At 56.1% G+C, this 269-nt stretch carries 1 tRNA gene; it reads right to left on the reverse strand.

Features of this window, described 5'->3' with window-relative positions:
• Window positions 1-9 precede the first annotated feature (9 nt).
• Window positions 10-85 (reverse strand) — tRNA-Ala (locus tag OGY13_RS01700).
• Window positions 86-269: the final 184 nt, after the last annotated feature.

Genomic DNA, 269 nt, shown 5'->3' on the forward strand with positions numbered 1-269 from the left:
AGTAAGGGATGGTGGAGCTATGCGGGATCGAACCGCAGACCTCCTGCGTGCAAGGCAGGCGCTCTCCCAGCTGAGCTATAACCCCATCGTAGAATGCTAATCTCTGTATCCTAATTCGTTTCCGGGCAAGGCGCGGTGGTGCGAAGCATACTGAAGTATGCGAGCATCGCCGTAACACAGCACGGAGGCGAATTTGGTAGGCCTGAGTGGACTTGAACCACCGACCTCACCCTTATCAGGGGTGCGCTCTAACCACCTGAGCTACAAGC

The organism is Citrobacter sp. Cpo045 (assembly GCF_030332875.1).
Lineage (GTDB): Bacteria > Pseudomonadota > Gammaproteobacteria > Enterobacterales > Enterobacteriaceae > Citrobacter > Citrobacter portucalensis.